15 protein-coding genes and 1 pseudogene are annotated in these 21227 nt (G+C 66.1%); 9 read left to right on the top strand and 7 right to left on the bottom strand.

Going from position 1 to position 21227, the window contains the following annotated elements:
• Positions 1 to 167 precede the first annotated feature (167 nt).
• The gene (locus tag ACP694_RS01830) at positions 168 to 1595 is read left to right on the top strand and encodes a helix-turn-helix domain-containing protein (protein WP_426009966.1); all 1428 of its coding nucleotides are present in this window, start codon (positions 168 to 170) and stop codon (positions 1593 to 1595) included.
• A gap of 322 nt (positions 1596 to 1917) precedes the next feature.
• Here the strand turns inward: ACP694_RS01830 and ACP694_RS01825 are convergent.
• From ACP694_RS01825 to ACP694_RS01815, 3 genes and pseudogenes are all read right to left on the bottom strand, one after another.
• Positions 1918 to 2687: pseudogene (locus ACP694_RS01825) on the bottom strand (IS5 family transposase); the annotation flags it as partial.
• A 249-nt stretch (positions 2688 to 2936) separates the two neighbouring features.
• The gene (locus ACP694_RS01820) at positions 2937 to 3164 is read right to left on the bottom strand and encodes a hypothetical protein (protein ID WP_426009964.1); all 228 of its coding nucleotides are present in this window, start codon (positions 3162 to 3164) and stop codon (positions 2937 to 2939) included.
• Positions 3165 to 3540: 376 nt separating this feature from the next.
• Positions 3541 to 6021, bottom strand: a complete 2481-nt coding sequence (locus ACP694_RS01815; protein ID WP_426009962.1) for a M10 family metallopeptidase C-terminal domain-containing protein — start codon at positions 6019 to 6021, stop codon at positions 3541 to 3543.
• Positions 6022 to 6622: 601 nt separating this feature from the next.
• On the opposite strand from ACP694_RS01815, the gene ACP694_RS01810 reads away from it, so the two are divergent.
• The 4 genes from ACP694_RS01810 (at position 6623) to ACP694_RS01795 (ending at position 9826) form a co-directional block, all read left to right on the top strand.
• A complete protein-coding gene (locus ACP694_RS01810) occupies positions 6623 to 7378 on the top strand; it encodes a CatB-related O-acetyltransferase (protein ID WP_426009961.1) in 756 nt (251 codons plus the stop codon).
• A gap of 7 nt (positions 7379 to 7385) precedes the next feature.
• Positions 7386 to 8267, top strand: a complete 882-nt coding sequence (locus ACP694_RS01805; RefSeq protein ID WP_426009959.1) for a class I SAM-dependent methyltransferase — start codon at positions 7386 to 7388, stop codon at positions 8265 to 8267.
• A gap of 42 nt (positions 8268 to 8309) precedes the next feature.
• The gene (locus ACP694_RS01800; RefSeq protein ID WP_426009957.1) at positions 8310 to 8990 is read left to right on the top strand and encodes a DUF1796 family putative cysteine peptidase; all 681 of its coding nucleotides are present in this window, start codon (positions 8310 to 8312) and stop codon (positions 8988 to 8990) included.
• A 110-nt stretch (positions 8991 to 9100) separates the two neighbouring features.
• A complete protein-coding gene (locus ACP694_RS01795) occupies positions 9101 to 9826 on the top strand; it encodes a hypothetical protein (RefSeq protein WP_426009955.1) in 726 nt (241 codons plus the stop codon).
• On the opposite strand, the gene paoC is transcribed toward ACP694_RS01795, so the two are convergent.
• From paoC to paoA, 3 genes are read right to left on the bottom strand one after another with little or no spacing between them, the layout of a single operon-like run.
• Positions 9823 to 12015, bottom strand: coding sequence for an aldehyde oxidoreductase molybdenum-binding subunit PaoC (gene paoC / locus ACP694_RS01790; protein WP_426009954.1), 2193 nt, complete (start codon positions 12013 to 12015; stop codon positions 9823 to 9825). The two genes, ACP694_RS01795 and paoC, sit on opposite strands and share 4 nt — an antisense overlap.
• A gap of 4 nt (positions 12016 to 12019) precedes the next feature.
• Positions 12020 to 12967, bottom strand: a complete 948-nt coding sequence (locus ACP694_RS01785; protein WP_426009952.1) for an FAD binding domain-containing protein — start codon at positions 12965 to 12967, stop codon at positions 12020 to 12022.
• Positions 12964 to 13596 carry an aldehyde dehydrogenase iron-sulfur subunit PaoA gene (gene paoA / locus ACP694_RS01780; RefSeq protein ID WP_426009950.1) on the bottom strand — a complete coding sequence of 211 codons (633 nt, stop codon included), beginning with the start codon at positions 13594 to 13596 and terminating at the stop codon, positions 12964 to 12966. The genes ACP694_RS01785 and paoA overlap by 4 nt, the downstream gene beginning before the upstream one ends.
• Before the next feature lie 337 nt (positions 13597 to 13933).
• On the opposite strand from paoA, the gene ACP694_RS01775 reads away from it, so the two are divergent.
• Positions 13934 to 14410: an FAD-dependent oxidoreductase gene (locus ACP694_RS01775; protein ID WP_426011268.1), complete on the top strand. Its 477-nt coding sequence runs from the start codon at positions 13934 to 13936 to the stop codon at positions 14408 to 14410.
• A gap of 15 nt (positions 14411 to 14425) precedes the next feature.
• On the opposite strand, the gene ACP694_RS01770 is transcribed toward ACP694_RS01775, so the two are convergent.
• Complete coding sequence (locus ACP694_RS01770) at positions 14426 to 15640, bottom strand: ROK family transcriptional regulator (protein ID WP_426009949.1); 1215 nt, start codon at positions 15638 to 15640, stop codon at positions 14426 to 14428.
• Positions 15641 to 15814: 174 nt separating this feature from the next.
• On the opposite strand from ACP694_RS01770, the gene ACP694_RS01765 reads away from it, so the two are divergent.
• The 3 genes from ACP694_RS01765 to ACP694_RS01755 all read left to right on the top strand — a co-directional run bounded on the left by ACP694_RS01765 (position 15815) and on the right by ACP694_RS01755 (position 21048).
• Entirely contained in the window at positions 15815 to 16738 is a 924-nt protein-coding gene (locus ACP694_RS01765) for an ROK family protein (RefSeq protein ID WP_426011267.1), read from the top strand.
• Positions 16739 to 16879: 141 nt separating this feature from the next.
• Positions 16880 to 20314 carry a glycosyl hydrolase 2 galactose-binding domain-containing protein gene (locus ACP694_RS01760; protein WP_426009947.1) on the top strand — a complete coding sequence of 1145 codons (3435 nt, stop codon included), beginning with the start codon at positions 16880 to 16882 and terminating at the stop codon, positions 20312 to 20314.
• A complete protein-coding gene (locus ACP694_RS01755; protein ID WP_426009945.1) occupies positions 20311 to 21048 on the top strand; it encodes an SGNH/GDSL hydrolase family protein in 738 nt (245 codons plus the stop codon). Before ACP694_RS01760 ends, ACP694_RS01755 begins: the two co-directional genes overlap by 4 nt.
• The last annotated feature ends 179 nt before the right edge of the window (positions 21049 to 21227 follow it).

Raw genomic sequence — 21227 nt, 5'->3', positions numbered from 1 at the left:
ATCAGGCGCCGATCCGGCTTGGCCGCAGGAGGTGCGGGAGGGCGGGTCGACAAGGAAGCGTTCGTGACCGTGAGCTAACGCCGCCCGGCGAAAGCCGTCGAACCTAATGAAGGCGATTTGTCACATCAAGACTTTGTAAATCTGTCAATCTATGACAACTTGACCATATGTCGACGAATGACAAGAAGCTCTTCCTGGGCGGCCGGCTGAAGCGGCTGCGGCGCGATCTCGGCGTGACCCAGAGCCGGATGGCGGAGGACCTCGGCGTCTCGCCCAGTTATTTCAACCTGCTGGAGCGCAACCAGCGTCCGGTCACCGCCCAGATCCTGCTGCGCCTGGCCGACGCCTACGACCTGGACCTGCGCAGCCTGTCGGCCGACGATCCGGGCGGCGGGGCCAGTTTGGAGGAGGTGCTGGCCGACAAGATGTTCGCCGACCTGGGCGTCAATCGCCACGAGTCGGCCGAGGTCGCCGAGCTGTCGCCGGCCTTCGCCGAGGCCATGACCCGGCTCTACCGCGCCTATTTGGATCGGGGTCGCCTGATAGACCTTGGCGCCTTCGAGCGTCCGGACGGCACGGCGGCGGCCTCGACAACCTCGCCCACGGACTGGGTCCGCGACCTGGTCAGCGCTCAGCGCAACCATTTTGCCGAGCTGGAGACCGTGGCCGAGCGGATCGTCGCGGCCATGAAGGCCGACCCGCAGGACCTGGGTCCCGCCGTCCGCGCCCGGCTGCTGGAACAGTTCGGCGTCCAGACCCGGGTGATGCCGGTCGAGACCATGGCCGGCTCGCTGCGACGCTACGACCATCACCGCAAGCGGCTGATGGTGTCGGAGACCCTGGCCCCGGCCAGCCGCATCTTCGCGGTTTGCTACCAGCTGGGTCTGATGGAGGCCGGCGAAACGCTGACGACCTTGACCGACCGCTTCCAGGCCCCCGACCGTGCCACGCGCCAACTGCTGAAGGTGTTCCTCGACAACTACCTGGCCGCCGCGATCATGACCTCTTACGAGCCTTTCCTGGCGGCCATGGAGGCTAGCGGCTATGACATCGAACGGGTCCGCTCACGGTTCGGGATCAGTTACGAGCAGGCGGCCCAGCGGCTGACGACGCTCAGCCGCCCCGGCTCACGCGGCGTGCCGTTCTTCATGATGCGGCTGGACGCGGCGGGTAACATCTCCAAGCGGTTCGCGGCCGGGCCGTTTCCGTTCTCGCGGTTCGGCGGAGCCTGCCCGCGCTGGAACGTCCACGACAGCTTCAAGACTCCGGGCCGCATCATCACCCAGGTGATCGAGACCCCCGACCGCGAGCGCTATTTCACCCTGTCGCGCACGGTGCGGCGAGTGTCGGGCCTGCAGGCGGGGCTGGAGGACGAGCTGGTCATTGGCCTGGGTTGCGAGCTGAAATACGCCGGCAAGCTGGTCTATGCCCGGGGGCTGGACATCACCGCGCCCCTGGCTGTCGAGATCGGCCCATCCTGCCGGATCTGCGAGCGCCCGGCCTGCCCGCAGCGGGCGGCGGCGCCGATCAATCGCACGCTGTTGGTCGAGGAAAACAGCAAGGCTGTCTCGCCATTCCCATTTGCAGCGTTTTAGCGGCTGACTGGGTCAGGTCTCTGTCGGGCGCAGGGCGATTTGCCTCGATTTTTGCTCCGCTCAAGCACCGCTGCAACGTACCGGTTCTGCTGCTATCGCGGGCCAAGTTACGCCGCCGGGATGACAGTCTGCTTCACGCCTCCAATCCTTGCGGCTTCAATCGCGGCGAGGCGCTGGGCCTCGCCGCATTGCGTCGTCAATATTTAGAGTTCAGCTCGATCCCGACAGTGCGTCCCTTGTTCAGGGGCGCAAACCCGCCGCCGCCGTAGGAGGCGGGAAGCGGGAAGCGGGAAGCGGGAAGCGGCGAGTTTTGGTCGTAGAAGAGCCATGCGGTTGAGCTTTCGAGAGTGGCCTCGAAGTCCTTGGCCAGGCGTCGGTTTCGGCCGAGCCAGGCGAAGGTGCGCTCCACGACCCAGCGGCGGGGCAGCAGCACGAAGGTGCGTTTGGCGGTGTCGGATCGCTTGATGATCTCGATCTCCCAGTCGCCGCGTCCGACCATGGCGTGTCGCAGCTTGTCGCCAGCCTAGCCGCCGTCGGCGAAGACGTGGCGCAGCCAGGGGAAGCTGGCGCGGATCGAGGTCAGGACGTCAGGCGCGCCGTCACGGTCCCGGATATCGGCTGTGTGGACCAGGGCCGTGACGAGCAAGCCGCCGGTGTCGGTGAGGATGTGACGCTTGCGGCCCTTGATCTTCTTGCCCGCGTCCCCCCGGTCCAGCCTCCGGCTGGCCGAGGACAGGCTCCCCCAACAGGCCCGCCGCTTTCGGTGGTCTTGACGCTCTGGCTGTCGACCACCCCGGCGCTGGGCGAGGCCTGGCGTCCCACCGTCTCGCGGCAATCCATCAGCAACAGATGATTGAGGGTCTGCCAGAGCCCCTTGTCGCGCCAGGCGTAGAAATAGCGCTGAACCGTCGTCACCGGCGGGAAGTCCCCCGGCAGCATCCGCCACGGCAGACCGCCGCGCAAAACATAGAGCAGCGCGTTGGTGATCGTCCGCAACAACCATTTCGCCGGACGACCCAGGCGAGACCGCGCCGGGATCAGCGGCTCCAGAACCGCCCATTCCTGGTCCGTTAGATCGCTTGAATACCGCAGGCCCTTTCAAGCGCGCTTGCTCCGGGTGGTTTCGGTCCACATGTCGTTTTCCGTTGATGGCTCGCATCTCCAACAGAATCACAAGGGCCTGAAATCAAACAACTTCATTTCGGGTCAGCCTCTTAGTGGAGCTGCTACGTCGCATCGTCGACCAAATTGAGGGTTCGGACGTGTTGACCGACGAGGAGCGCGAAGAGGCATTGGACGGGTTGGGAGACTGGCTATAGGCGGCTGCCTCGTCTGCCTGCCTCATTCATCGTTGCGTCGCGACATCGGATCATCAACTCCCCGATCATTCGTGGCTCCGGCCGCCGCTCCAACACCAGCCATGCGATGAAGCGCGAAGATGAGCTTCCGCGTCGCCGCCGGGTGCGGTGAAGGCGGAGCCTTTTTCAGCAACTCTCGCGCGATCTCAGGATGAACCATCGCGGTGGTCACAAACTCATCCACCCGGGCGATGCCGGCAAAGAGGCTCATGCTGGACCGATCGACCTAGGATGCTGCGCGGCGTCTCGCGCACGGCGCGCAGCGCCCGATGCATGGCGATTATGGGAGCTTCGCCCTTACCACGCGCGCACGTACTCGTCCGGAAACCCCGAAATTCGTCTAAAAAACTCGCGGATCAACAGGCAGGCTCGTCCAGCCAAGGCCTCGCGCTCGCGCGTTCGCGTACTGCTGCCAAAAATCGGAGCGGCCGCTCCGTCAACGAGTCGCGGCCGGGGTGGCGGGTCGCGGCCTCTCGGATCGGGCTAGAGCATTTCCCGACCTGACTGCGTCAGGCCGTGAGCTCTAATCGTTTGTTTTGACGCATTTTTCTTCACGCGAACCGGAACCACTTCGCTCGAAAAATGCTCTAGAAGATCCACCCACCTTGCGAAACAAGGTCAGTGGCATGCACGCCATACAGAGTGATGCTGTCGCCGTTGTTCAGGGTTATGGCGGTGTCGGCGCCGACCTGGGCGATGCTCCAGCCGATTGAGGCCGTCACATAGGCCTGCAGATTGATGGCGTCTTCGGCGCCCCCCGCCACGAAATCCAGGATGCGATCGGCGCCGTCCCCGGGTGCGAACACGAACTGGTCGTGATCGGCGCCGCCGATCAGGACATCGTCGCCCTTTCCGCCGTACAGCACGTCGAACCCGGCGCCGCCGTCCATCCAGTCATTGCCGGCGCCGCCCTGCAGGCCATCGGCCCCCGTGTTGCCGGCCAGGGTGTCGTCACCGGTCTCGCCATCAAGCCAGTCGTCGCCGGCTCCGCCGTCCACCGCGTCGTTGCCGCCTCCTGCATAGATGAAGTCCCGGCCTCCCAGACCGCCCAGATAGTTGGCGCTGGCATTGCCGTACAGCTTCTCGTCATAGTCCGACCCGAAGCCATTCGACGCCGCGCCGGCCAGGCGCAGAATCTCAACATTGCCGTGCAGTTGGAAGTCGATTGTCGAGATCACCGTGTCGGTTCCCGCGTTGACCTCCTCGATCGCCTGGTCGGAGACGTTGTCGACCAAGTAGATATCATCGTCCAGACCGCCATACATGTTGTCGGCGCCAGATGCGCCGTCCAGCCAATCCTTGCCCGCCCCGCCGGCCAAGCCGTCGTCGCCGGTTCCCCCGTAGACGACATCGTCTCCGTCGCCGCCGTTGAGCCAGTCGTTACCGCTCCCGCCGTCGAGAGAATCCGCGCCAGCGTCGCCGAACAGGTCGTCGTCACCGGCCAGGCCGCCCAGGTAGTTGGCCCGCTCGTTGCCCACCAGCTTGTCGCTCTGATCGTCGCGGCCAAACAGATTGACGTCGAACCCGGCGTCCGCTTTGGCGATCTCGACATTGACGTGCAGCTGGTAATTGAACCTGACCAAGGCCGTGTCGACGCCCTGGCTCTTCAGTTCCACGATCGCATCCTGCGCGCTGTCCAGCACATAGACGTCGTCGTTGCCCCCCCCGACAAGAACGTCCAAGCCAGCGCCGCCATCAAGCCAGTCCGAGCCGCCACCGCCTTCCAGGCGGTCATCGCCCGCGCCGCCAAAGACGATATCGACAGCCTGGTTGCCGACGTACTGGTCAGCGAACGCGCTCAGAGTAAACCGTTCCACCAGGAAGAAGGTGTCGCCCTGCGCGTCTCCAGTGTGCTGATTGGTCGTAAAGTCGAGCGTCACCGCCGCCGACGCCGCAGCGTAGCTGGCCGTGTCCTCGCCCGCGCCGCCATCCAGATAGTCGGCGCCCGCGCCGCCTTCCAGAAAGTCATTCCCATCGCCGCCGTCGATGATGTCCGCACCAGCCCCGCCATAGAGCTGGTCGTCGCCGAGTTCGCCTGAGAGCTTATCGTTTCCGCCTCCGCCCAAGATCTTGTTGGCAAGGCCGTTTCCGGTAACGATGTCGTCGGCCTCGCCGCCTATGGCGTTTTCGATCTTTGCATCATGGGCGATCGTGAAACCGCCATAGATTCCCGACCCGCTGGACAGCAAGCCGCCGCCGCCCACCTCGTTAAGCAGGCTCGCCTCGCGAAGGTCGATCGTGCAGGCGATGCTCGCGCCTTCGGCGGACAGCGTATCGACGCCCCCGGCGTCCCACAGACAGGAATAGGATGTGCCGGCCTGGTTGAGTAGGGGGATGCGATAGACGTCGTCACCGGCGTGGGCGGACGTCTTGGCGCCATACAGCGCCTGGATCGCTGCGATGTCGAAAGCGCCCGGCGTGGACATCCAGCCGTAAGCGTAGGACGGCGAATATCCCTTGGTCAGGTAGCCGTCATTGTAGCTCATCACGGTGAAAATGCTTTGGTTCAAACCAAAGCTGCCGAGCGAGCTCTCGGACGTGACCCCTGGAAAACTGGCGCCGTCGTGAGGGTGGTCGAGGCCCAGGGCGTGGCCGATCTCATGCACGAAGGTGGTGAAGCTGTAGCCGCCTAGCGCATTGTTTTCGCGCGTGAACACCGCGCTCTGGTTGTTGAACCCGCCCTCGAGTTGCATCGCGAACGTGGCGTTTCTGTAAGGCAGCTGGTGATGACCGAGTTCAGTGCTTTCACTGCCCAAAAAGTCGATTTTCTCGACCCAATTTGCGCCGGTTCCACCCGACCCGTTATAGTAAAACGGATAGGCGGCGATGGAGATGTTGCTTACCGCCGTCCAAGTTCTGACAGCATTGATAAAAGCAGTGGCCGCGCCGTTTGCTGACCAGAGCGTACCGCCGTAACCATCATAACCACTTGAGCCGGCTTTCCCTTGTAGGACGTAGGTTATAGAGCCGGAAATATTCCCAAGATCATAAACGGTGGGCCCGAGCAGCGCGTTGAGGAACGGGTTGCCGAGATCCGGAGCGCCGGTGGTTATGTAAATCGACGACATGATACTGCCTTGACTGGACAGGAGGCCCGATGGGTCGGTGAGCTGCTCGGATACTGGGATTCGTGCTTCTAGGAAGAGCGCCGCGCGGTGAAGCGGTCGCGGCATGTTGGATCAGCGGCTTGAATTTCTAGCCAAGCCATCAAGATATCCCCCTCTTTCGATCGACAAGATGGCGCGTCTCAGACGGCGGCGTCAAGCAAGGTGAACGCTCTGATATATAGATAAATCACCTCGGGCCGCCTGTTATTGGCTGCCGGATGCCTCATGACTAAGGGCGTGCACGGCATATCCTGACCTCTCAGGCCAGGCCGCGCGTAATGATCTGCCCTGTCTCATGTAGCAGAGAAGAAAACGGGCTATCGTGCGTCCCAATCGTGCGTCCTGGCTGGGGCGCGTTGCCGGTTCGGCGGGTGCGCTAGGTGCAACGGAGAGCGAACCTCGCGTGGCGTAGGCTTTCGCGCCCCAGGATGCCATTTATGCTCTGTTTGGAGTGTCTCGCTCGACGCTATTCGTGCCAACCTTGATCGGCAATGGCGCGTGATTTAGCCCCGCTCTCACTGGCTTCGTTGCCTTCGCTTCGATCTGAGGTAGATTCGAGAGCATGGTTGACGGGACAACCCACATCGAGGGCGACGGGCTACTGGAGGCCGGCTTCATGGCCTACGTCGGGGCCGCGAACGTTCTTGGATCGCTGAAGGCGGAACTGCCCTGTAACCTCGGCGACACCCGCTTCCATGGGGTCTGCGAGACCGGCGCGTTCACCTATTGCAACGGCGGCGCGATCGCAGATGCGGTCATCGGCCGGTATTGCTCGATCGGCCAGGACGTCTTGATCAACCCGGGCAACCATCCGACAAATATGCTCTCGACGCACCCCTTTGCCTACAAGGCGGACGGCGCCTCCTGCGGCCTAACCGGCCGTCCTGAGTATAGCGACATCGCGGTCGATTTCACGGACGAAACGGACGCCCGCCCCAACCGCGTGGTGGTCGGCAATGACGTCTGGATCGGAGCGCGCGCGACCATATTGGGCGGCGTGACGGTCGGAGACGGGGCCGTCATCGGGGCTGGCGCTGTAGTGACGCACGACGTCGAGGCCTACGCCGTTGTCGGCGGCGTGCCGGCGCGCATGACCCGCCGCCGCCTCCCGGAAACCTATGAACGCCTGTTGGCCAGCAAGTGGTGGGAATTGGATCTTTCCTACCTGCCGGGCAATCGCGACTATTCGGACGTGGCTGGGTTTCTGGACCGGCTGGTTCTCTCGCCCTTGCCGCCGCTGCCACATAGAGTCGCACGGATCGAGTTCCGCGTGGACAAGCCGCCCTACATCGCAGTGCCGCAAAGCGGTCTAAGGTAGATCCTGGATGAGCGAGGGGCTGCTTCGGTTCCCGGATGTCGTCGATCTCGACGGCTTCGGCGAATATCTGGCGCTCAAGGCCGCCGGCCGCATCATTGTGACCGATTACCCGGTCAAATCCAGGCCGCGCGACTTCCGAGCGAACGGCGCGGCGGCCAGGTTCGAGGCCATCTTCGACAAGTTCGATAGCAACACCCGGCGCGCGCTCGCCGCCATGCGGGCCAACGCCGAAGCCCTGGCACGCGTCCCCTTCAACCAGCCCAAGTGCACCCGGTCGCCCTATTGGAGCAACGGCTTCATCCCACCCCTGGATGGCCTGTCGCTCTACGCCATGGTGTCTATGAACCGGCCTCGGCTCTATGTGGAGGTTGGCTCCGGAAACTCGACCAAGTTCGTACGACGCGCGATCGAAGACCTGGGGCTCTCAACCCGAATCGTCTCGATCGATCCCCACCCACGCGCCGAGATCGATGCCCTCTGCGATGAAGTCATACGCCAGCCCATGGAAGACGTGGCGCCGGAGGTGTTCGGCCGACTAGGTCGAGACGATATGCTGTTCGTCGATAATTCCCACATGGCCTGCGCGGGATCCGACGTGGCGGTCTTCTTCACTGAGGTGTTGCCCGCCCTGGCCTCTGGTGTGGTCTATGGCCTGCACGATATGCCGCTCCCCCTCGACTACGACGAGCGCATGGCCCCAAGGGGGTATAACGAGCACTACCTGATGGCGGCCTACCTCCTCGGCGGCGCAGCCGGAGACCATGTCGCCTTCCCCTCGGCGCATGTGGCGTGGCGCGAGGATCTGTGCGGACTAGCCCCCTTCCCAGAACACCCCGGCATGTTGGCTGAGGGCCGCCATGGCGGGGCGCTCTGGATGCGGAAGGCGTAGGGTCAGAGCTTGATCCGACCGAGCGACGACCATGGTGCGAAGATGGCTGACGGGACCTTCATGCCGCGCGAGTCCGCCAGGACCGTGCGGGCGGTAAGCCTTGGTGTCTGGTGTCAGGTCGCTCACCAATTGGCCAAGCACGACCTCCACATCCCCGGCCCATTCGATGACCAGGCGGGCAGCTTTGACGGCCTAGTGGGCATATTGAGGGGCGACTACGAGCCAGGCCCTGACGCGATCCCCTACGACGGCACCACGGTGATCGGAGCCCAGACCAGGGTCATCTATCACCACGCCTTCCGGAGAGACGCAGCTGGCGTGCCGCTGATCGACGATCGCTCGAAATCGGTCTGCCAGCGACAGTTCAGGATCCGAATGGCGGCGCTCGAAAAAACCCTCGCCGACGAAGGCGAGGTCGTGTTCATCCGCCAAGGTGGCAAGCTGGCGCAACCCACGGTCTCGCCCTACCTGCCCGATTCATCCAACCTTCTAAGTGCCGACTACGACGCCCTGACCGACGCGCTCGACAAGCGTTTTCCAGGCCTGGCCTATCGGGTCGCGATCGTTTTCTTCGACGGCCTGACCCGCGCCGAGCCCAGCGCCAATTCTCGCGTTTCGCTGCACCCGATGACCTTGCCCGACGAGGCCAATCTCGCGACATGGGAAGGCGACGACAACCAGTGGGCGCGGCTTATGTCCTCGCTGCCGCTGGTACCGGCTTAGAATTTCGCGCTGAGCAGCAGACCCCGGTTGCGCCGCAGCTGACCTGAGCTTGGCCGGTAAACTCATGGGCCGTCTTGGTTGGGGCGATTATCAGAGGTAGATTCGGAGATATGGAAACGAAGTTTGTCAGCTTGGGCTGCGTTTGCCAGCCCCATGCTCAGATTGAACGGACCGGCATGGTGGCGCCTGGGTTCTTCGACCTCCTCGGCTCATCCTGGGCTGACCTGATCCGCGTGCTGCGCAACCCTCACGACGATTACGGGCTCGACGCCATCGCGTGGGACGACAGAAGTTCAGTGCGCGGCAGGGAGTCTGGCCTGATCATGCACCACGAATTTCCCCGCGACGAAGCTGGCCGGGTGATCATCACCGATGAAGGCCGAGCGCTGTGCGCGGCGCGCCTGAGGCGGAGGATGAAGCGTTTCCTGGCGCTGAAGGGGGACGTCACCTTTGTGCGACTCGGCGGGGTAGAGTCGCCGATCGAGGTGGACCCCTACCGGTTCGACCCCTTCCGTCTGACGCAAGATCACGTAGCGGATTTGCTAGCCGCTCTCGATGGTCTGTTCCCTGACCTGAAATTCCGCGTCGTCATGGTCTATTACAATCACAAGACCCACGTCAGCGCGAAGAGCACGGGCCAATTCCGAGCCTATGGCCTGCCTGATCCCCGCCCCTTGCTGGCCAGGGAAGACTGGTGGAAAGGCGACGATTGCGCCTGGTCCAGCGTTCTAGAGCATTTTTCGAGCGAATTGGCTCCGGTTCGCGTGAAGAAAATTGCGTCAAAACATGAGATTAGAGCTCACGGCCTGACGCAGTCAGGTCGGGAAAGGCTCTAGGCGACCTGCGGCAGCCGATCGAGAAGCTTGTCGAGCGTGACCGGATAGTGCCGCACCCGTACGCCGGTGGCGTTGTGGACGGCATTGGCGACCGCGGCGGCGACCCCGCATATGCCCAGCTCTCCAACGCCCTTGGCCTTCATCGGCGAGGACATCGGGTCTGTTTCGTCAAGGAAGATCACCTCCTGGTGCGGAATGTCGGCATGCACGGGCACTTCGTAGCCGGCCAGGTCGTGATTGACGAAGAAGCCCAGCCGTTTATCGACGACCAACTCTTCCATCAGAGCGCCGCCAACGCCCATGGTCATGGCGCCAATCACCTGACTGCGAGCCGACTTGGGGTTCAGGATCCGCCCCGCCGCGCAGACGGCCAGCATCCGCCGCACGCGGATCTCGCCCGTGGCCGCATCGACCCCGACCTCAACGAAGTGCGCGCCGAACGTCGATTGCTGGTGGGTCTTGGCCAGGTCGCCATATTCCATTTTGTCCTCAGCCGTCAGCCCCGCCTCGCCTGCGGCCTGGGCCAGGGGGAGGCTGCGTCCGCCGGCGCTGACCTGGCTGTCGGCGAATTTCGCCAGGCTCGGATCGAAACCCAGCTTTTGCGCAACGGCTTCGCGCAACTTGACGCAAGCGGCGTAGACGCCAGCGGTCGAACTGTTGCCGCCCCATTGGCCGCCAGAGCCCGACGAAACCGGGAAAGAGGAGTCGCCGAGCTTCACCGAGACCTGACTGAGCGGCACGCCCATCATCTCGGCGGCCGTCTGGGCGATGATCGTATAGCTGCCCGTGCCGATGTCGGTCATATCGGTCTCGACCGTCACCACGCCGTCTTTGTCCAGGCGTACACGCGCGGCGGAGGTCATGGTCAGGTTGTTGCGGAAGGCGGCCGCGACGCCCATGCCGACCAACCAACGCCCGTCGCGGGTCTGGGCCGGCGCGCGGCGCTTCGCCCAGCCGAACCGGTCGGCCCCGGTGCGCAGGCACTGGATCAACTGCCGTTGGGAGAAGGGGCGCTCGGGCTTTTCCGGATCGACCTGGGTGTCGTTGAGGATGCGCAGCGCGACGGGGTCGATGCCCAGCTTCTCGGCCAGTTCGTCCATGGCCACTTCCAGAGCCATCAGGCCAGGGGCCTCGCCTGGCGCGCGCATGGCGTTGCCCTCGGGCAGATCCAGCACCGCAAGACGGGTGGTCATCAAGCGATTGGCCCCCGCATAGAGCAAGCGGGTCTGCTGGACGGCGTCCTCGGGACCGCCGCCCTCCAGATCGCCAGACCAGGTCCCGTGGCCGATCGCCGTGAGCTTGCCCTCCTTCGTCGCGCCAAGGCGGATGCGCTGGATCGTGGCGGGCCGATGGGTGGTGTTGTTGAAGATCAAGGGGCGAGTCAGGGCCAGCTTCACAGGCCGGCGGGCCGCGCGGGCCCCGAGCGCGGCCAGGATGGCGTCGGCGCGCACGAAGAGCTTGCCGCCAAACCCGCCGCCGATGAAGGGTGACACAAGTCGGACGTTCGCCTTGGGGATGCCGAGCGTCTGGGCCACGTCGCCCACGCTCCAGGCGATCATCTGGTTGGACGTCCACAAGGTCAGCTTGTCACCATTCCAGATGGCGATCGAGGCATGCGGCTCCATCATCGCATGGCTCTGGTCGGGCGTGACGTAGGTCTCGTCCAGTTGCACGGGCGCGGCGGCGAAGGCGGTCGCGAAATCGCCGACGACGGCGTCGGCGCTATCCTTGGGCCGGGTCGCGCCGGGCTTGGCCTGGGCGAGGTCGAAACGGCCTTGGGCGCGGGCATAGTCGACCTTCACGAGCGAGGCGGCGGCGCGCGCCTGTTCGAAGGTCTCGGCGACGACCACGGCGATCGCCTGGTGGTAGTGTTCGATCTCGGGGCCGCCCAGGAGTTTGGCGGTGTTGAATCTGCCCTTGCCGAGCTTGCCGGCATTGGCCGCCGTGACGATGGCCAGGACGCCGGGCGCGGCCAGGGCTTTGGACGTGTCCATCGACGTGATCCTGCCCTTGGCGATCGCCGCGCCGATCACAAATCCATAGACGGGGCTGGGGGCCACGTCGTGGTGTTCATAGGCGTAGGTCGCCAGGCCGCTAGTCTTGTGCGGACCATCGATGCGGTCGGTGGACTTGCCGATGATCTTTAGCTGATCGATCGGATTGGTGGTGGCGGGCGTGTCGAACTTCATGGCGTCAGGCCCTTGCTTGCGCCAACACCGCGCCGAGCGTGCGCTCGATCAGGGTCAGCTTGTAGGCGTTGTCCGGCGTGGTCTTGGCCCCCGACAGCAGCAGGTCGGCCGTCGGCTTGGCGCCGCGCCGCAGCTGCGCTTCGGCCGCCTCGACGCGCCACGGCTTGTGGGCGACGCCGCCGACCGCCACGCGACCCGAGCCGTCGCGCTGAACGATGGCGGCCACCGACACCAGGGCGAAGGCGTAGGAGGCCCGGTCGCGGACCTTTTGGTAGATATGCACGCCGCCGATCGGCTTGGGCAGGGTCACGGCCGTGATCAGCTCGCCCGGCGCCAGCGCGGTCTCCAGATGCGGCGTGGCGCCTGGCAGGCGGTGGAAGTCGGCGATCGGGATCGTGCGGACGGCGCCGTCCGGCTTGACGGTCTCCACCTCGGCGTCCAGGGCGCGCATGGCCACGGCCATGTCGCTGGGGTGGGTGGCGATGCAGGCCTCGCTGGTCCCCAGCACGGCGTGCGAGCGGGTGAAGCCGCCGATCGCCGAGCAGCCGGCGCCGGGCATGCGCTTGTTGCATGGCATGTTGGTGTCGTAGAAATAGGGACAGCGGGTGCGCTGCAGCAGATTGCCCGCCGTCGTGGCCTTGTTGCGCAGCTGTCCGGACGCGCCAGCCAGGAGGGCGCGGCTGAGCACCGCGTAGTCGCGGCGCACGCGCTTGTCGGCCGCCAGATCGGTATTGCGGACCAGGGCTCCGATGCGGAGGCCGCCGTCGGGTGTCTTGTCGATCTTGTCCAGCGCCAATCCGTTGACGTCGATCAGATGTCGAGGCGTTTCGATCTGCAGCTTCATCAAGTCGAGCAGATTGGTGCCACCGGCGATGAACTTGGCGCCGGGCTTGCGAGCCGCCGCAGCGGCCTCGGCGGGGGAGCGGACCCGCTCGTAGGTGAAGGCTTTCATGCCGTCCTCCCCGCCACTTCGGTGATGGCCTCGACGATGTTGGAATAGGCGCCGCAGCGACAGATGTTGCCGCTCATCCGCTCTCGCAGCTCTTCTCCGCTCACCTCAGGCGAGGCGGTCAGGTCGGCGCTGACGTGGCTGGGGATCCCGGCCTTGATCTCGTCCAGCACGGCGACCGCCGAGCAGATCTGGCCCGGCGTGCAGTAGCCGCACTGATAGCCGTCGTGCTTGACGAAGGCGGCCTGCATCGGGTGCAGCCTGTCCGGCGCGCCCAGGCCCTCAATGGTGGTCACGCGGTCGCCCTCGTGCATCACCGCCAGGCTCAGGCAGGAATTGATCCGCCGCCCCTCCACGATCACCGTACAGGCCCCGCACTGGCCGTGGTCACAGCCCTTCTTGGTGCCGGTCAGCTTCAGGTGCTCGCGCAGGGCGTCAAGCAGGGTGGTGCGGGTGTCGAGCTCGAGTGTCTGGGGCTTGCCGTTGATTTCGAACGAGACCTTGGCGAGCACCGGAGCATCGGCGTTCGAAGCCGCCGTGGCGGCCAAGGGGGACGCCGTCGCCGCGGCCGAGGCCGCGCCCGCGGCCACCAGGCAACGGCGGGAAATGGAGGGCGTTTCGATGGGAGGCATGTGGCGCTCTGATCCTGTTTGCCAACCCGACGGCAGCTTCCGTTGCCGCATCATTGGCGCGGGTTGGGGGGAAACGCACGGCGAAAGCTTCGGTGCTGCGCGGCTAACAGAAAATACCTGAGCCCGCCCAGTCTGAACGGCCAAAGAGCCTAGATTTTGACCCTGGCGCTCGGTGTCTTGCCTGAACGCGCACGGCCGATGCTCCAGCGCCGCGAAATGCGGCGCGGGTTGCCAGCCTTGGCGGCGCCGGGCGGACAATCATCCGGCGGCGGGGTCTTTGATTGACGCGCCGTGAGCATCCCTTTCGCATGGCGCTTGAACACGAGCGTTCAGGGGGATCCATGCCGGTCAGTCGTCGCAGTTTCATTCACGGCATCGGCGCGCCCGGCGGTTACGGCGCCGCCTTCACCGCCATGCAGGCCTCTCGTTCGTGAAGGGCCCCAGCAACATGGTTTGGTATCCCAGCTACGGCCTGCACACCAAGACCGGCGTGATCCTCGGGGCCTATGCTGGCGGCAAGGTGGCGGACCAACTTGCCAAACTCTCGCGCCCCGACCAGATCGAGCACACCCGCAAGGTCATCGAGGCGATGCACCCAGCCTGCGGCCAATTGCTGGAAAAGCCGCTGCAGGTGCAATGGGCGGCGGCGCCCTACACCCTGGGCATCGGCGTTGGCTGGGCCAGCGACGACGAGCCCGACTATCACCTGCTGGGCCAGCCCGACGGGCAGATCCACTTCGCCGGCGAATATCTCAGCCATGTCGGCGCCTGGCACCGGAAGGGCCAGCCCGTGAGCGCTCAGCGGATGATCTGATCCGCACCCAAACGATCAACCCTCGCCGGTCTTCCTCAAAGCGGCGCGGGACGGCAGGAGCTGGGCCATGAACGGCAGCAGGGCCGCCCCCACCGCCGCCCCGTCGGCCGAGGTGGCGGCCCGTTCGACCGGGGCCAGGACGGGCATGTTCTCGACCCTGGCCAGGCGGGCGTTGACGGCGTCCACCAACCGGTCGAGCAGATCGGTGGGCAGGCGGCCGCCGATATAGATGGCCTCTGGATTAAACACGCAGCTGATCCCCACGAAGGGCGAGACCAGCAGCTTGGCGCTGAGAACCAGCCAGTCCTCGACCAAGGCCTGACCCCCGGCGGACAGGCTGGCCAACTGGTCGGGGCGGTTGACCGTGACGCCCCCAGCTTCCAGGTGGGCGTAGAGCGCCGACAGCGACACCACTTCCTGCAGGGAGCGGGCCTCGGTCCTGGAGGAGCGGATGGGCAGGAAGCCGATCTCTCCGCTGCGGCCCTGCGCTCCGCGGAAGTAATTGCCCTCCACCACCATGCCTCCGCCGAGGCCCGACGAGATCAGCACGTAGAAGAAGCTGGGCTTGCGCAGGCCGTGGCCGAACTGCAGCTCGCCCAGGGCGGCGGCGGCGGCGTCGTTCTCGAGAAACACCGGCAGCGGCAGAATGCCGGCCAGCAGCTTGCCGACATCGGCCGTGCTCCAGACGTCGTAGTTTTCTGGACGGTGCGGCAGGTCCACCCGGCCCAGGTCGTCGGGCAGGGCGACGCCGATGCCCGACAGGCGCGGCGGGCCGTCCTTCCAAGCCGCCAGCATCTCGTGGATCTTGACCTTGCAGAACCTGGCCACATCGTCCGGCAGCGGAAACTCGATCTCCTCGCTGGCCCGCGCCCGGACGACACCCATCAGGTCCAGCAGCACCACGGTGATGTGGTCACGGTCTATATTGACCCCGATCGACAGGCAGCCATCGGGATTGATCATCAGGTTCATGGCCGGCTGGCCGCGCGCCCCCTGCACTCGGCCAGCCTCCAGGATCAGCCCGTCGTCCAGCAGTCGCTTGGTGATGTTGGCGACCGCGGGCGGGGTCAAGCCGCTGATCTGGGCCAAGGTGACGCGGGTGATGGGGCTGTTGACCCGGATGGCCTGCAGGATGACCCGCTGGTTGTGGTCGCCGACCCGCTCCAGATTGGCACCCGACAGGCTGGTCCCGGCGGTGCGCTTTCGGTCCGACTTCCGCGAGGCTTCCAAGGACGGCTTTCCGCTGATCTGCGAGGGCCGTCCTCCCTAGCATCGCCTCGCGCCGCGAGCGATAGGGGCCGCTTGCCATAGATTATTTAAATTGCTTTCTTTATTCGTCGAAGGCTAAGAGCGAACTCGGAAGCGCGCCGCAGCGTGCGCTCCGGACAGGTGGAGGAAGACGGCTTGATCCAGGTCGGCGTTGATTTCGGCGGCACGAAGATCGAGGCCGCCGCCCTGGCGCCGGACGGTCGTTTCCTGGCCCGGGTGCGCGCCCCCAATCCCGGGTCCTATGACGCCGCCATCGACACCGTTCGGGACCTGATCGCCAAGGCCGAGCAGCAGGCCGGCGCGCGCGGCACGATCGGCGTCGGGTCACCCGGCTCGGTGTCGCCGCGCACCGGCGTGATGCGCAACGCCAATTCCACCTGGTTGAACGGCCGCCGGTTTCGCGAGGACTTGCAGGCCGGCCTTGGTCGTCCCGTGCGGCTGGCCAATGACGCCAACTGCCTGGCGCTGTCCGAGGCCGTCGATGGCGCGGCGGCGGGCCTGGCCGTGGTCTTCGCGGTGATCATCGGCACCGGCTGCGGCGGCGGACTGGTGGTCGATGGCAAGCTGGTCGAGGGCGCCAACGGCGTGGCCGGCGAGTGGGGTCACATGCCCTTGCCTTGGCCGAGCGTCGCGGAAAGCCCTGGCCCGGCCTGCTGGTGCGGTCGCCAGGGCTGCCTGGAAACCTGGATCTCGGGCACGGGGCTCCAACGCGACCACGCAGCGCGCGTTGGCCAGGATCTGAGCGGTGAAGCGATCATCGCCGCCGCCCGCGCTGGCGACGCCCAGGCCGTGGTCAGCTTCGACCTTTATCTCGATCGTCTCGCCCGGGGCTTGGCGGTGATCTGCGACATCGCCGACCCCGACGCCTTCGTGTTCGGCGGCGGGCTGTCGAACGTGGTCGAGCTTTATGAGCGGCTGCCGGGCTTCATCGAACCGCACGTCTTCTCTGACGGCTGGAACGCTCGGCTGGCCCCGGCCCAGTGGGGCGACTCTTCCGGCGTGCGGGGCGCTGCTCGACTGTGGACCCTGGCCGAGGCGCAGGCCGATGCGGCGCTCTAGCCGCTTCCTTGCCCTGGTAGGCCTGCTGCCCGCCCTGGCGAGCAGCGCGCGACTTGCGCTCGCCTGCCGCCGCGACCCTGACGCCCTGAAAACCACGCCGAGCGCGCCATCAGAGGCCGCCTGAAGGAGGAGGAAGACGCCATGACCCCGTTCGCCCGTCGGATTTCACGCGCCTTGCTATTGGCGTCCTGCGCCGCCCTGGTCGCCGCGACAGCCAGCGCCCAGACATCGTCTGTCTACGGACCTTACAATGCCGACCTGCCGCGCGGCGGCGACGGCTTGGCCAAACCCCTGGCCGCTAGCCTGCCGGCCGATGGGCCCTGGACGCTGCAAGGCTGGGTCAAGGCGTCGAACATCGCGGCGGGACGCGTGGTGGTGGCCGGGGTCGGCGACCCGGCCGCGGGCGGCCGCTTCCTGGTGCTCGAAAACGGCGTTCCGGCCGTGTGGGTCGGCGCGACGGTGATCAGGGGGCAGGGCGCGGCGCAGGCCGGCGCCTGGCGCCATGTGGCGGCGGTGTCGGACGGCGCGAGGGTCTCGCTCTATGTCGATGGGACAAAGGTCGCGGACGGCGCCGCGACGCCCGTCGGGCCGGCCTCCGTAGCGCAGCTGGGTCCGCGCGGACTGGCCGGAAGCGTACCGTTCGGCGGCCAAGTGGCCGGATTCACCGCCGAGCCGCGGGCGCTGGGCTCTGTCGAGATCAAGACCCTGGCGGCCGCCAAGCCCGATGCCGCGCTGACCGTCTACGAGCCTGGCAGTCCGTCCTGGCCAGTCCAGGTGCGCCAGATGTACGGCCAAGTGACGCCGCAGGACGCCTGGACACGGCCCAAGAGCAAGGCGCCGTTCTCCAAGCCCGCCGCCATCGCCCCCTATGCTGGCCCGGCCCTGCGCCCGGATGGCGATCAGGCCTGGGTCCTGGCGGCTTGGTCGCTGGCTGAGGCCCCGAAAGTCACGGCCGATCCGACAGCGCTGTCCACGCCAGGTTATGACGCCAAGGCCTGGTACGCCGCCACGACGCCGGGCACGGTGTTGACCACCCTGGTCGATCGCGGCGTCTATCCCGATCCCGACTACGGCCTTAACAACACCGCCATTCCGGAAAGCCTCAACAGGCAGGACTACTGGTACCGCGCCGAGTTCGACGCCCCCGCCGGTCAGGCCGGCCGCCATCAGCAACTGATCTTCAAGGGGGTGAACTACGCTGCGGAGATCTGGCTGAATGGCGAGCGGCTGGGCGACCTGAAGGGCGCCTTCGTCCGGGGGCAGTTCGATGTCACCGGCAAGCTGAAGCCGGGCCGCAACGCCATCGCCGTCAAGGTCTCGCCGCCGCCGCATCCGGGGATCGCCCACGAGGAGTCCCTGACCGCCGGGGTCGGTGAGAACGGGGGGATGCAGGCCTTGGACGGCCCGACTTTCATCGCCAGCGAAGGTTGGGACTGGATCCCCAGCGTCCGCGACCGCAATACCGGCCTGTGGCAGGACGTGGTGCTGCGCTCGACCGGCGCCGTGCGGATCGGCGACAGCCATGTGGTCACCACGCTGCCCCAAGTGGCTGGCAAGCCGGACAACAGCGTCGCCGACGTCGAGATTACCGTGCCGGTCGAGAACCTGACCGACACGCCAGTTCAGGTCACGGTCCGCGCGGCGTTCGACACGGTCGCCGTCGAGAAGGTCGTCACCCTGGCGCCGGGCAAGAGCGAGGTCTTGCTCGCCCCCACCGAGTTCCCGCAGCTGTCGGTGAAGACCCCCAAGCTTTGGTGGCCCAACGGCTATGGCGATCAGACCCTGTACGGATTGCGCCTGCTAGCCAGCGTGGACGGCAAGGTCTCCGACTGGAAGGATAGCCGCATCGGCCTGCGGCAGATGACCTACGAGCTGTCGCTGATGGCGCCCGATGGCGACCTGCGACGGGTGGAGGTCGACTTCTCCAAGGCCCGGCAGTTGGGCCAGACGATCACCGACGGCAGCCACGAGGGTATCCGCAAGGTGGAGGGCGGCTGGGCGACCTCCCTGACCCCGGTGGGCGCGACCTCACCCGCCGTCCGCGACATCCCCGACACCGGCCTGACGCCCTATCTCGTCATCAAGGTCAACGGCGTGAAGATCGCGGCGCGGGGCGGCAATTGGGGCACGGATGATTGGCGCAAGCGGGTGTCGCGCGAGCGCCTCGAGCCCTATTTCCGCCTGCACCACGACGCCCACCTCAACACCATCCGCAACTGGGTGGGGCAGAACACCGAGGACGTCTTCTATGACCTGGCCGACGAGTACGGCCTGCTGGTGCTGAACGACTTCTGGGCCTCGACCCAGGACTACCAGCTGGAACCGCAGGACGTGCCACTGTTCCTGAACAACGCCGCCGACGTCATCAGCCGCTATCGCAACCACCCCTCGATCGCCCTGTGGTTCGGCCGCAACGAGGGCGTGCCGCAGCCGATCCTCAATGAAGGTCTGGAGGCGCTGGTCCACGATCTGGACGGCACCCGCTGGTACACCGGCAGCTCCAACCGGGTGAACCTGCAAAACAGCGGGCCCTACAGCTACAAGGAGCCGGAAACCTATTACAGCGAGCACGCCAAGGGCTTTTCGGTCGAGGTTGGCACGCCGTCGTTCCCGACCCTGGAAGCGTTCGAGGCCGCCGTGCCCGCGCCGGACCGCTGGCCGATCAGCGACACCTGGGCCTATCACGACTGGCATCCGACCGGGAACGGCGCGACCAAGAGCTTCCTCGACGCCATGAGCGCCAAGCTCGGCGCGCCGACCAGCCTTGAGGACTTCGAGCGCAAGGCCCAGCTCATGAACTACGAGACGCACCGCGCGATCTTCGAGGGCATGAACGCCGAGCTGTGGACCAAGTCGTCGGGCCGCCTGTTGTGGATGACCCAGCCGGCCTGGCCCAGCACCATGTGGCAGATCCTCAGCCACGACTACGACACCCACGCGGCCTTCTACGGGACCCAGAAGGCGTCCGAGCCCATCCACGTGCAAATGAACTTCCCCGAGCACCGGCTTGAGGCGGTCAATAACGGCCTCGCTCCGATCGCCGGAGCCACGCTGCGAGCGCGGGTGCTGGGCCTGGACGGCAAACTCCTGGCCGACACGTCCAGCCGGATCGACGCGGCGGCCAACACCGTCGCCCAGGGCGAGGTGCTGGACCTGGCCGGGCCGCTGGCCGCCCAGGGCGCGGTGGTGGTGCGACTGGACCTGGCCAGCGCCGACGGCAAGGCGCTGTCGAGCAACCTCTACTGGCTGGGCCGCGACGCCGCCGGCAGCCGCCAGCTGTCGGCCATGGCCGCCCAACCGGTGTCGATCCGCGCCGCCTCGGTCAAGGCTGGCGCCGAGACGGTGGTCACCGTGTCGCTTGCCAATACCGGCTCGACCCCAGCCTTGAACGGCAAGCTGACCTTGGTCGACGGCAAGGGCCAGCGCATCCTGCCGGCCTATTATGCCGACAACTACGTCTCGCTGCTGCCGGGCGAGCAACGGACGGTCGAGGTTCGCTATCCGGGCGCGGTGGCCGGCGCCAGGGTCGAGTTGCGCGGCTGGAACGTGACGCCGGCCATGGCGGTCGTGCGATGAGGATCAGTCGCCGCGCCCTGATGGCGGCAGGCCTCGCCGCGCCGGGTCTGGCGCGCGCCCAGGCGCCGGTCGCCGCAGCGTCGAGCCAGGAGGAACAGCGGCTGCGCACAGACTGGGCCTATCTCCAGCGCTACGCCGCCGCGAACCTGGTCGATCGCGACTTGCCGCCGGAGCGGCGGCGGGCGGTGTTCATGGGAGATTCGATCACCAGCGGCTGGCGCGATTCTCACCCGTCCTTCTTCGAGACCAACGGCTTCATCGGCCGAGGCATAGGCGGCCAGACCACGGCCCAGATGCTGCTGCGGTTCTGGCCCGACGTGATCGCCTTGCGGCCTCGGGCGGTCCACATCCTGGGCGGGGTCAACGACATCGCGCAGAACGCCGGCCCCTATGATCCGGCGGCGACCAAGGCCAACCTCCAGGCCATGACGGTTCTGGCCCAGGCCAACGGCGTCGCGGTGGTGCTGGCCACCCTGACGCCGGTCGCCGAATTTCCCTGGAGGCCGGGCCTGGGCCCCACCGCCAAGGTCGCGGCCCTCAACGCCTGGATCCGGGCCTATGCCGTCGAACGCGGCGCGACGCTGGCCGACTACACCGCGGCGCTGGAAGACGGCGTCGGGGCCATGAGGCCCGGCCTGGCCTATGACGGTGTTCACCCTACCCGCGAGGGCTACGCTCTGATGGAGCCCATCGCCATGGCGGCGCTCGCGGAGCGTGACCCAAAAGCCGCATAAACCAAATCAACTTTCTGAAATATGATGGAGTTATTGACAGCGCTGTCTGGCGCTCATAGGTTGATGCTACCGGCATGGCTTAAAAGGCCGGAATCCACGGGAGGATGCGCACGCATCCCTCAACTCTCTGCGTCTTGGCTCGCTCAGCACTGCTGATCGCGATCGAGAACTGCTGCCGC

The organism is Caulobacter sp. DWR2-3-1b2, assembly GCF_049896345.1.
Taxonomy (GTDB): Bacteria; Pseudomonadota; Alphaproteobacteria; order Caulobacterales; family Caulobacteraceae; genus Caulobacter.
The sequence above is the reverse complement of the archived record's forward strand: the minus strand, read 5'-3'. Positions and strand labels throughout refer to the sequence as shown.